Genomic DNA, 11162 nt, shown 5'->3' on the forward strand with positions numbered 1-11162 from the left:
AGAAGCCCCCTGGCTCCAATCTTGCCGACCATGTTTACGCAACCATACCAGAACGGTGGAGCGGCCCTGAATGCCATAACGCACCTGAGCCTGTTTGTAGGTGAGCTCGCCTTTTTCAATCTGCTCGACCAGCGCCAGTTTAAAAGTCAGCGAGTAATCGCGCTGTGTCCGTTTCACACCTTGTCCCATCGGGTTCTCCATTTATTGGGGGGAAAGGTGTAAACCATATTCAGGACGGGACAGCAGATATAAAAAAGCCGACGCTCGTGTTTACTTCATCGGGCGTCGGCTTTTTGTTGCGCTGGGTTTATCAGGCGGTCACAGCATCAGCTTTGGTCGCTTCCGGCGCCGGGTTGCGGATGAGGTAATCAAACGCACCCAGTGCGGCGGTGGCACCAGCACCCATGGAGATTATGATCTGCTTGAACGGTACCGTGGTGGCATCCCCTGCGGCGTAGACGCCGGGCAGGGAGGTCGCCCCTTTGGTATCGATCTCGATCTCGCCAAAGCGGGTCAGGGCAATCTCGCTCCCTTTCAGGAACTCGGTGTTCGGTACCAGGCCGATCTGGACGAAGATCCCCGCCACCGCCAGGTGTTTGATCTCACCGGTGGTGCGATCTTCGTAGTCCATACCGACCACCTTACTGCCATCACCGATCACTTCGGTGGTGCGAGCGCTCATGATGATGTCGATATTGCCCATGGAGCGAGCCTTCTTCTGCAGCACTTCATCGGCTCGCAGGGTGTCGGCGAACTCCACCACAGTCACATGCTCGACGATGCCAGCCAAGTCGATCGCTGCCTCGATGCCGGAGTTACCGCCTCCGATCACCGCCACTCGCTTTCCCTTGAAGAAGGGGCCATCGCAGTGCGGGCAGTAGGCCACACCCTTGGTGCGGTACTCAAGCTCGCCCGGTACGTTCAGGTCGCGCCAGCGGGCACCGGTAGCCAGGATCACGGCGCGGCTCTTCAAGGTGGCGCCAGAGGCGAGATCCACGTTCACATATCCATCTTTGCTGATGGCGGCGGCGCGCTGCTCGGTGATCACTTCAACGCCGTACTCTTTGACGTGCTGCTCCAGGCTGGCGGTCAGTTTGGGGCCTTCGGTATAGGGCACGGAGATAAAGTTCTCGATGCCGACGGTGTCCATCACCTGACCACCAAAACGCTCGGCCACTATGGCGGTGCGAATGCCTTTACGGGCGGCATAGATGGCTGCTGCGGCGCCAGCCGGGCCACCTCCGACAACCAGCACGTCGTAGGGATCTTTCTCATTCAGCTCGGCGGCTTTGCGCTCTGCAGCACCTGTGTCGAGTTTGGCGACGATCTCTTCCAGCGAGATGCGGCCCTGGCTGAACGGTTGGCCGTTCAGGTAAACATTCGGTACTGCCATGATTTGACGCTCGGCGACCTCTTCCTGGAACAGGGCGCCGTCGATCATGGTGTGAGTGATGCCGGGGTTCAGGGTCGCCATCAGGTTGAGGGCCTGTACTACGTCCGGGCAGTTGTGGCAGGAGAGGGAGATATAGGTCTCGAAGTGGAACTCACCCTTGAGATTGCGGATCTGCTCCTGCACGGCCGCATCGGCCTTGGAGGGGTGGCCGCCGCTTTGCAGCAGGGCGAGCACCAGAGAGGTAAATTCATGACCCATGGGGATGCCGGCAAAGTGAACGCGCGGGGCTTGGCCCTGCGGCGCGACACTCATGGAAGGTTTGCGAGCGGCAGTGCCAGAGGTCTGGGTGATCTTGGGGGACATCTCGGCGATCTCGCTGGCCAGTGCCAGCAGCTCTGCAGATTTGTCGCTGTCGTTGCCGGACACGCTGATCTCGATGGGATTGACGATGTACTGCAGATAGGTGTTCAGCTGTTGTTTGAGGTTGGTATCCAACATGGTCGAATTCCTTCTTGTAATGGCGAGTTGGCATTAAATGTGAGTCGGTCTGCTTTCAGGCCTATTTGGAAATGCCGGAAAGCAGACCGGCCCTTATGCGGGCCGGTCTTGGAAGCGGGAGGCTTAGATCTTGCCTACCAGGTCCAGGGACGGGGCCAGAGTGGCTTCGCCTTCTTTCCATTTAGCCGGGCACACTTCACCCGGGTGGGAGGCAACGTACTGGGCTGCTTTGACTTTGCGCAGCAGTTCCAGTGCGTCACGGCCGATGCCGCCGGCGTTGATCTCGACGATCTGGATGATGCCCTGCGGGTCAATTACGAAGGTACCGCGGTCAGCCAGACCAGCTTCTTCGATCATCACGCCGAAGTTGCGGGTGATGGTACCAGTCGGGTCACCAATCATCGGGTACTGGATCTTCTGAATGGTGTCAGAAGTGTCGTGCCATGCTTTGTGAGTGAAGTGGGTGTCGGTAGAGACAGAGTAGATCTCGACGCCCAGTTTCTGGAATTCAGCGTAGTTGTCAGCCAGGTCGCCCAGCTCGGTCGGGCAAACGAAGGTGAAGTCAGCCGGGTAGAAGAAGACCACGGACCACTTGCCTTTCAGGTCAGCGTCAGACACCTGAACGAATTTGCCATTGTGGTAGGCGGTAGCATTGAACGGCTTGATTTCAGTGTTGATGTAGATAGACATGTAATTGCTCCTTGGTGATGTACATATGCCGGTCTGGTGTTGAAGAGTCTTGCCAGACGAGGCGCTTAACTTTCGATGGATTCATCATAGGGGCTTCCGCTAATCGATAAAAGCCGCAATTTTGAATCGCTTAAATCTACTTATTAGATAGCTCACTATGGCTGTACCTAACATGAATATCTCTGGCCTACTGAGATAACTCCTTGTCGTGGTTCAATATCTGTGCGCTACATCGCCTTTTCAAGGCATAAGAAGGGGTGTGCAGATCCACGATGACGCGATGAGATAAACGGTGGTGCAAACGGGTGGCGCAGGAGGTTGAGGCCGCTGCTCGCAGCGATGGGGGATGTGCTGGTAAGGGGGAAGCCGAAAAGCGCAGATAAAAAAATCCCGGCGCTATCGCAACGACAGGGCCGGGTCATCAAACAAGGAATGGCTATATAAACAAATGCTTTACAGCAAAGACTAACTACGGGGTGTGCAAACTTGCAGACATATGAGAGGAAGATAATGGGTGCACAATCCCTCGTCTCCCCCTCGGCAACTATTGCATGAGAGGGATGATAGTGTGACGCAGATCACAAGGCAAGCATTTGGTGTAATTTTTCAATCAAAATGAAAGTGTTTCATCATTTCAGCTTATTTTGACGGCTGAAAACGCTTTTATTGTAATTTAATTACATAGCAATCTATCAAAAGTCGGTAGGTGGTTCCTGCTCTTCCATCAATTCCAGCAGGTTGATGGCCACGGCAATGAAGTCCGACTCGGTGACAATGCCGATCAGCTTGCGTCCTTTGAGTACCGGCAGGCAGCCATATCTGTGCCGCTGCAGGTAGAGTGCCGCCTCCTTGATGCCGGCGTGAGGATCTACGCTCGCCACTTGCCGTGTCATGATCTCGTCGAGTGGCACGCTGTCGGTAAATTCGGCTTCCCGCTCCGGGCTAATGAGCAGCAGCTTGGATTCCCGGGTGGCCAGGATATCGGTGAGGGTTACCAACCCCAGCAGGTGATGCTGCTCGTCGACGATGGGAATGTGGCGGATCCGCTCCTGCTGCATCAGATCCATCGCCTGTTTGACACTGTTTGACGGACCCAGAGTGAAGGGGTGTTCGGTCATGATTTCGGATAGGGTCATCATGGTGGGCCTCCTTGTGTATCTGCTTTCACCCTAGCCCAGCCCCAACTGGCAAAACATGATCAGGGTCAATACAGAACATTAAAGAATCATTAACCGGAGGTGTGTCTCAATATTGCTCGCTACCCCTTGTCTCTCTTGGGTTTTTGGTCTTTTGGGTTGCCTTGGAAGATGGGGATAACTAGACTAGCCGCCGATTCCCCCCGAGGTGAAAGATGCAAGTATCCGATTTTCATTTTGATCTGCCAGACGAGCTGATTGCCCGCTATCCGATGGCAGAGCGTACCGCCAGCCGCCTGTTGCAGCTCGATGGTCAAACTGGCGCCCTGCGCCACGGTCAATTTGTGGATGTGCTGGATCAGCTCAATCCGGGTGACCTGCTGGTATTCAACAACACCCGTGTCATTCCGGCACGCATGTTTGGCCAGAAGGCCAGCGGCGGCAAGCTGGAGGTACTGGTCGAGCGCATTCTGGACGAGCACAGCGTGCTGGCCCATGTCCGTGCCTCCAAGGCGCCTAAGCCCGGCACCCGGATGATCATGGATGGTGGCGTTGAAGCCGAGATGCGCGCCCGCCACGACGCTCTGTTCGAGATCCACTTCCTCGACCCGCGTCCGGTGCTGGAGATTTTGGAGGCCATCGGCCACATGCCGCTGCCCCCCTATATCGACCGTCCCGACGAGGATGCCGACAAGGAGCGCTACCAGACCGTTTACAATCAAAAGCCGGGCGCCGTCGCGGCCCCGACCGCCGGTCTGCACTTTGATGAGCCGCTGCTTGAGAAAATTCGGGCCAAAGGGGTTGAAACGGCCTTCGTCACCCTGCATGTAGGGGCGGGGACCTTCCAGCCGGTGCGGGTAGAGAAGATTGAAGATCACCACATGCACTCCGAGTATGCGGAAGTGCCGCAAGAGGTGGTGGATGCCATCGCGGCCACCCGTGCCCGTGGTGGTCGGGTGATCGCGGTGGGGACCACGTCGGTCCGTTCGCTGGAGAGCGCGGCCAAGGTCACCCTGGCGCAGGGCAAACCGCTAGCGCCCTTCTTTAGTGACACCGATATCTTCATCTTCCCTGGTTACAAGTTCCAGATTGTCGATGCCATGGTCACCAACTTCCATCTGCCGGAGTCGACCCTGATCATGCTGGTCAGCGCCTTCGCCGGTTATGACAACGTGATGGCGGCCTATCAGGCAGCTGTGGCCGGTCAGTACCGTTTCTTCAGCTACGGGGACGCCATGTTCGTCACCCGTCGCCAGGTTGAAGCATAAGCTTCAGCTTATTTACCGGGCCGTGAGCGGCCCTCCTATTGTCAGACTGTTTATCTGACGCAGCCGAGGTAGCAATGAAATTTGAACTGAAAACCACCGACGGCCGTGCCCGTCGCGGTCAACTGGTCTTCGAACGTGGTGTGGTACAAACGCCGGCCTTTATGCCGGTCGGGACTTACGGCACCGTCAAGGGGATGACCCCGGAAGAAGTGCGTGAAACCGGCGCCCAGATCCTGCTGGGCAACACCTTCCACCTCTGGCTGCGTCCGGGTCAGGAAGTGATGCGTGCCCACGGCGATCTGCATGACTTCATGAACTGGCAGGGCCCGATCCTGACCGACTCCGGTGGTTTCCAGGTGTTCAGCCTGGGACATATTCGCAAGATCACTGAAGCGGGCGTCCACTTCCGTCACCCCATCAATGGCGAGAAAATCTTCCTCGACCCCGAGAAGTCCATGGAGATCCAGTACGATCTGGGCTCCGACATCGTGATGATCTTCGACGAGTGCACCCCGTACCCGGCCACTTATGAAGAAGCGCGCAAGTCCATGGAGATGTCCCTGCGCTGGGGCAAGCGTTCCCGCGACAAGTTTGATGCGCTGGGCAACAAGAATGCCCTGTTCGGCATCATCCAGGGCTCGGTCTACGAAGATCTGCGTGATGTCTCCCTCAAGGGGCTGCTGGAGATCGGTTTCGACGGTTATGCGGTCGGTGGTCTGGCGGTGGGTGAACCCAAAGAGGACATGCACCGTATCCTCGAGCACGTCTGCCCGAAAATTCCGGCTGACAAGCCGCGCTACCTGATGGGTGTCGGCAAGCCGGAAGATCTGGTGGAAGGGGTGCGCCGTGGTATCGACATGTTCGACTGCGTCATGCCGACTCGCAACGCCCGCAACGGCCACCTGTTCACCACCGATGGCGTAGTGAAGATCCGCAATGCCCAGCACCGCAACGACACCAGCACCCTGGATGCCGAATGCGATTGCTACACCTGCAAGAACTACAGCCGCAGCTACCTGCACCATCTGGACAAGTGCAACGAGATCCTCGGTGCCCGTCTGAATACGATTCATAACCTGCGTTACTACCAGCGTGTGATGCAGGGTTTGCGGGACGCGATCGAGCAGGGTAAATTAGACGACTTTGTAACAGAGTTTTACCGTCGGCAAGGGAAGCCTGTGCCTCCGTTAGCTGAAAATGACGTTAAATAACAACAACATATAATTTTGTTTTTTTAAATCTACATCAATAAGAGGTTGTTAAATGAGCATTATCTCCAAGGCGTATGCAGAAGGCGCAGCACCGGGTGCACAGGGTGGTGGTATGGAAATGATCATCATGCTGGCCGTATTCGGCCTGATCTTCTACTTCATGATCTATCGTCCCCAGGCCAAACGTGCCAAGGATCACCGCAATCTGATGAGCTCCTTGTCCAAGGGTGATGAAGTGCTCACTTCCGGTGGCCTGGTTGGCAAAATTGCCAAAGTGGCTGCAGACAGCGATTACCTGGTGATCGCCCTGAACGACCAGACTCAAGTCACCATCAAAAAGGACTTCGTCTCTGCCGTTCTGCCCAAGGGTTCTATCCAGTCCCTTTAATCTCCCAAGGAGCACAGCGTGTTGAATCGCTATCCGCTGTGGAAATACCTGATGGTGATCCTGGTGATCGCCATCGGTTTTCTATATGCAGCCCCCAATCTTTACGGCGAAGATCCGGCTTTGCAGGTTTCTGCCAGCCGTGGTGCCGAAGTCAAGCTAGATACTCTTGATCTGGTGAAAGAGACCCTTGAAGCGGCCAAGATCCCGGTCAAACATGCTGCATTCGAGCACGGTTTTATCCTGATCCGTTTCAAGAACACTGAAGACCAGCTGAAGGCGCGCGATATCGTTGCCAACAAGCTGGGCGACAACTTCATTACCGCACTCAACCTGGCACCTTCCACTCCCGCCTGGCTCGAAGCCATCGGTGCGGCGCCTCTGAAGCTGGGTCTTGATCTGCGCGGTGGTGTGCACTTCCTGATGGAAGTGGACATGGCCGAAGCACTGACCAAGCAGCAAGAGCAGATGGTGCAGGATTTCCGCTCCGAGCTGCGCACCCAGAAGATCCGTTACTCCGGCGTACGCCGGGTCGGAGATCAGGTGCAGGTGATCTTCCGTGACGAAGCCGATCAGGAACGCGCCGTTTCTCATCTGCGTCGTCAGAACCCTGATTTGACTTTCACTACCGAGCAGAAAGGGGATGAGTTCATCCTGTTGGCTGGTCTGAGCGAAGCCAAGATCAAGGAAGTGAAGAAGTACGCCCTCGAGCAGAACATCACCATCATCCGTAACCGGGTCAACGAACTGGGTGTGGCCGAGCCGCTGGTACAACAGCAAGGCGCCGAGCGCATTGTCGTTGAACTGCCCGGTATTCAGGATACCGCCCGCGCCAAGGAGATCCTGGGGGCAACCGCGACCCTGGAATTCCACATGGTCGATGAGACTGCCGACATCCAGGCTGCGGCCGATGGCCGTGTCCCGCCCAGCTCCAAGGTCTACAACGATCGCAACGGTCGTCCCGTGGTGCTGCAAAAGCGGGTGATCCTGACCGGTGACCACATTGTGGGTGCCCAGTCCGGTTTCGACGAGTACAGCCGTCCCCAGGTCAACATCAAGCTGGATGGCCAGGGTGGCAACAAGATGGCCAACTTTACCAAGGACAACGTCGGTAAAGGGATGGCGACCGTCTTCATCGAGTACAAGCCGGTCGGTCAACCGGGGCCGGATGGCAAGCGCAAGTTCCGCAAGCAGGAAGAGGTGATCAACGTCGCCACCATCCAGTCGCGTCTTGGCAGCCAGTTCCGTATCACAGGTATCGACAACGCCAACGAAGCCCACAACCTGGCGCTGCTGCTGCGTGCCGGTGCCCTGATCGCCCCGATCCAGATCGTGGAAGAGCGCACCATTGGCCCGAGCCTGGGTCAACAGAACATCGACAGCGGTATGGAAGCCATCGGCTGGGCCATGCTGGTGATCGTGCTGTTCATGGGGATCTACTACCGCGCGTTCGGCTGGGTTGCCAACCTGGCGCTCTGTATGAACCTGGTGTTGATTGTCGGCATCATGTCGATGATCCCTGGTGCCACCATGACCCTGCCGGGTATCGCCGGTATCGTCCTGACGCTGGGTATGGCGGTGGATGCCAACGTACTGATCTACGAGCGTATTCGTGAAGAGATCCGCAACGGTCGCGGTGTTCAGCAAGCCATCCATCTGGGCTTTGATCGGGCATTCTCCACCATCGCCGACTCCAACGTGACCTCGCTGATCACCTGCGTGATCCTGTTCGGTATCGGTACTGGCGCCATCAAGGGCTTTGCTCTGACGCTGGGCATTGGTCTGACCGCCTCCATGTTTACTGCCATCACAGTTTCCCGTGCCATTATCAACCTGGCTTGGGGTGGACGGCGTATCGACAAGCTGCCCATCTGAGGATAGAGAGATGTTTCAGATTCTACATTTTGAAAAACCGATCCCGTTTATGCGCTATGCCAAGCCGGGTGTGGTTTTCTCTTCCGTGCTGATGGTGGTAGCCCTGTTCTTCCTGTTTGATCGGGGTCTGAACTGGGGTCTGGACTTTACCGGTGGTACCACCATCGAGGTGGGGTTCCAGCAGTCGGTGAGCTTGGACAAGATCCACGACGCTCTGGAAGAGCAGAAGATTGAAGGGGCAACCCTGCAACACTTTGGCTCCAGCCGTGACGTGCTGTTCCGCCTGACCCCGAAAGAGGGGGTCAAGGTAGAACAACAGGGTAACGAAGTGCTGGCGGCGGCCAAGCAGCTCGATGAGGGCGCAGTGCTCAAACGCGTCGAGTTCGTCGGCCCTTCCGTGGGTGATGAACTGGCGACAGACGGTGCGCTGGCCATGCTGGCCTCCATCCTCTGTATCCTGGCCTACGTGGCAGTGCGTTTCGAATGGCGTCTGGCGCTGGGGGGCATTCTCTCCCTGGTGCACGACGTGGTGATCACGCTGGGTGTCTTTGCCTACTTCCAGTACGAGTTCGACCTGACTGTACTGGCGGCACTGATGACCCTGGTGGGTTACTCCCTGAACGATACTATCGTGGTGTTCGACCGCTTGCGGGAGAACTTCCGCAAGGTGCGTAAAGGGGATACCGAGTACATTCTGGATCTCTCCATGACCGAGACCCTGAGTCGTACCATCATCACCTCCGGCCTTACCTTTATCGTGGTGCTGGCGCTGCTGCTCAAGGGCGGTGCGCTGATCCACGGTTTTGCCGTGGCCATGGTGATCGGTGTGGCGTTCGGTACCTACTCCTCCATCTATGTGGCGAGTGCGTTTGCCATGTTCCTCGGCGTCAAGCGCGAGCACATGCTGCCCACCCAGGTAGAGAAAGAGGGTGCGGACCAACAGGAAATCCTGCCGTAACAGTAAAGAGCGCCTCATGGCGCTCTTTACTTATCTCTGCGTGTCGTTTGCTGACGCACATGATTTAAACAACAGGAGTTTGTCATGCATCACAATCCCCGTTTTTTGGCGCTGGTTGACGGGATCCGCTCCCGCATCACCGAAACCGATGTTCACCAGATCAAGCGCTGGCAGGATGAAGGGCGCACGTTTCACCTAATCGACGTGCGGGAAGAGAGCGAGTGGGCCAAAGGCCATCTGCCCGGTGCCCGATATCTGGGTCGTGGCGTGATTGAGCGGGATATCGAGACCCAGTTCCCGGATCTCGAGACCGAGCTCTACCTCTATTGTGGTGGTGGTTTTCGCTCAATTCTGGCGGCGGACAACCTGCAACAGATGGGTTATCGCAAGGTGATCAGCGTCGACGGCGGGTTTCGCGGTTGGTGCGATGCCGGATACCCTGTCGAATCCTGATTTATTTGAGGTAGAGGGGCACAGCTACATGACAAAGCGGCAGTTGACCTTTACCATATGCGGGGTCAAGCGTAAGCGTCGGAGTGTTCATTGAACGTCAGGAAAGGGATTGGATACCTCCTCGGTATCCTGTTGTTGCTTCCCATGTGGGGTTGCAGCAGTAGCAGTCAGGTTAACACCCCCAAGGTTCCCAAGCCGCAGCCTGCTTCACTGGTGTTGGCGACCCCCCTGCAGGTCTCCTACCAAAGCGAGCTGGCATTGGCGCGACTCGGGCAGATGCTCAGTGAAATGGAGCTGACCACCGAGCAACGGGCAGAGTTGTTCTATGAGCGTGCCGTGGTGTTTGATCGGGTTGGTCTGCGTTCCCTCGCGCGGCTCGATTTCAACCGCGCCCTGCGGGAGAAACCGGATTTCGCCGAAGCTTACAACTTCATCGGCGTCTATCTGGTACAGCAGCAGAATTACGACGAAGCCTATGATGCCTTCGATTCTGCCCTCGAACTGGCGCCGGACTATGACTATGCCTATCTCAACCGTGGCATCGCCCTCTATTACGGTAACCGTCCCGAGCTGGCCGCGGCCGATATGAAGCGTTTCTACGAGGCGCAGCCGGAAGACCCCTATCGGGTGATCTGGCTCTATCTGGCTGAGCAGAAACTCGACCCGTCGGCCGCCATGAGCCGGATGCGCGAGCGTCTCAACAAGTACGATGACGACGCCTGGAACTGGGATCTGGTTCGCCTCTATACCGGCGAGATCAACGCTTCCCAGCTGATGGGCAACGTGGTGAAAGGGGTGAAGGATAACCGGGAGCTTGCCGAGCGCCTGTGTGAAACCTACTTCTATCTGGGCAAGTTCGAGCTGGGCAAAGGCAACCGCAAGGAGGCCATCAGCTACTTCAAGCTGGCCTTATCCAACAACGTCTACGACTTTATCGAGCACCGCTATGCGCTGCTGGAACTGGAGTTGATGGCGCGCAAACCCTTGCCGCCAGGTGCCCAGAGCGCTCGTAACAAGGGTGATCAGCCCTCCTGAACCACTGCCAGATAGTGGTAAAAAAGGCCTCGCGATGAGGCCTTTTTGTTGGGCGTGTCCCGTCCTGAATATGGTTTACACCTTTCCTCCCAATAAATGGAGAACCCGATGGGACAAGGTGTGAAACGGACACAGCGCGATTACTCGCTGACTTTTAAACTGGCACTGGTCGAGCAGATTGAAAAAGGCGAGCTCACCTACAAACAGGCTCAGGTGCGTTATGGCATTCAGGGCCGCTCCACCGTTCTGGTATGGTTGCG

General features: G+C 56.7%; 10 protein-coding genes and 2 pseudogenes. 8 read left to right on the top strand and 4 right to left on the bottom strand.

The features are described from left to right. The 4 genes and pseudogenes from AB5Y84_RS14325 to AB5Y84_RS14340 form a co-directional block, all read right to left on the bottom strand. Positions 1-189 (bottom strand): annotated as a pseudogene (locus tag AB5Y84_RS14325) (IS3 family transposase); the annotation flags it as partial. A 121-nt stretch (positions 190-310) separates the two neighbouring features. Beyond that, positions 311-1891, bottom strand: coding sequence for an alkyl hydroperoxide reductase subunit F (ahpF, locus tag AB5Y84_RS14330; RefSeq protein WP_368177216.1), 1581 nt, complete (start codon positions 1889-1891; stop codon positions 311-313). Between the two features lie 123 nt (positions 1892-2014). After that, a complete protein-coding gene (gene ahpC, locus AB5Y84_RS14335; protein WP_368177217.1) occupies positions 2015-2581 on the bottom strand; it encodes an alkyl hydroperoxide reductase subunit C in 567 nt (188 codons plus the stop codon). Between the two features lie 692 nt (positions 2582-3273). After that, complete coding sequence (locus AB5Y84_RS14340) at positions 3274-3720, bottom strand: CBS domain-containing protein (protein ID WP_368177218.1); 447 nt, start codon at positions 3718-3720, stop codon at positions 3274-3276. A 212-nt stretch (positions 3721-3932) separates the two neighbouring features. Between AB5Y84_RS14340 and queA the strand changes: the two genes are divergently transcribed. The 8 genes and pseudogenes from queA to AB5Y84_RS14380 all read left to right on the top strand — a co-directional run. After that, a complete protein-coding gene (queA, locus tag AB5Y84_RS14345) occupies positions 3933-4985 on the top strand; it encodes a tRNA preQ1(34) S-adenosylmethionine ribosyltransferase-isomerase QueA (protein ID WP_021229691.1) in 1053 nt (350 codons plus the stop codon). Between the two features lie 74 nt (positions 4986-5059). After that, positions 5060-6196, top strand: coding sequence for a tRNA guanosine(34) transglycosylase Tgt (gene tgt / locus AB5Y84_RS14350; protein ID WP_005337329.1), 1137 nt, complete (start codon positions 5060-5062; stop codon positions 6194-6196). 52 nt (positions 6197-6248) lie between these two features. Next, positions 6249-6584 (top strand): preprotein translocase subunit YajC, encoded by a 336-nt coding sequence (gene yajC, locus AB5Y84_RS14355; protein ID WP_005337327.1) that lies wholly within the window; start codon positions 6249-6251, stop codon positions 6582-6584. Positions 6585-6602: 18 nt separating this feature from the next. Then, on the top strand, positions 6603-8456 hold the full coding sequence (gene secD, locus AB5Y84_RS14360) for a protein translocase subunit SecD (RefSeq protein ID WP_005337324.1): 1854 nt from the start codon (positions 6603-6605) through the stop codon (positions 8454-8456). Between the two features lie 10 nt (positions 8457-8466). Continuing rightward, positions 8467-9414 carry a protein translocase subunit SecF gene (gene secF, locus AB5Y84_RS14365; protein WP_005337322.1) on the top strand — a complete coding sequence of 316 codons (948 nt, stop codon included), beginning with the start codon at positions 8467-8469 and terminating at the stop codon, positions 9412-9414. An 84-nt stretch (positions 9415-9498) separates the two neighbouring features. Next, positions 9499-9867 carry a rhodanese-like domain-containing protein gene (locus AB5Y84_RS14370; protein WP_019446086.1) on the top strand — a complete coding sequence of 123 codons (369 nt, stop codon included), beginning with the start codon at positions 9499-9501 and terminating at the stop codon, positions 9865-9867. Between the two features lie 90 nt (positions 9868-9957). Continuing rightward, positions 9958-10902 (top strand): lipoprotein NlpI, encoded by a 945-nt coding sequence (nlpI, locus tag AB5Y84_RS14375; protein ID WP_005351017.1) that lies wholly within the window; start codon positions 9958-9960, stop codon positions 10900-10902. Between the two features lie 108 nt (positions 10903-11010). Continuing rightward, a pseudogene (locus AB5Y84_RS14380) lies at positions 11011-11162 on the top strand (IS3 family transposase); the annotation flags it as partial.

The organism is Aeromonas sp. s11, from assembly GCF_040907945.1.
GTDB lineage: Bacteria > Pseudomonadota > Gammaproteobacteria > Enterobacterales > Aeromonadaceae > Aeromonas > Aeromonas veronii.